Source organism: Salifodinibacter halophilus, assembly GCA_012999515.1.
GTDB classification, from domain to species: Bacteria; Pseudomonadota; Gammaproteobacteria; order Nevskiales; family Salinisphaeraceae; genus Salifodinibacter; species Salifodinibacter halophilus.
In genome coordinates this window covers 1-277 of sequence record JABEEB010000194.1, presented here as the reverse complement: position 1 = coordinate 277, position 277 = coordinate 1, and the positions used below count along the sequence as shown (strand labels likewise).

The window sequence follows — 277 nt, the reverse complement described above, 5'->3', positions numbered from 1 at the left end:
ACTTCGACCAGTGGGACTACGACTACCACGCGCAGGTGCTGCCGACGAAGGACTGACCCGGCGCAGCACCGCTCATACCTTTTGGGGAGGAAGTGCGGCAATGAAAGGCAAGAGCTTTCGCAAGTCCGGTTTGTGCGTGGCGATGGGGATCTGCCTCGCATCGATGGCGCTGCCGGCATTGGCGGCCAATACCGACGGTTCGCTGGCCGGCCGCGTCGCCGCCGGCGCCGAGGTCACCGTGCGCAGCGCCGACACCGGCTTCACCCGCACGGTCAAG

1 protein-coding gene is annotated in these 277 nt (G+C 66.4%); it reads left to right on the top strand.

Annotation, left to right across the window (positions count from 1 at the left end):
- Window positions 1–100: 100 nt before the first annotated feature.
- On the top strand, window positions 101–277 hold a 177-nt coding region (locus tag HKX41_11285), incomplete at its 3' end, for a hypothetical protein (protein NNC24714.1).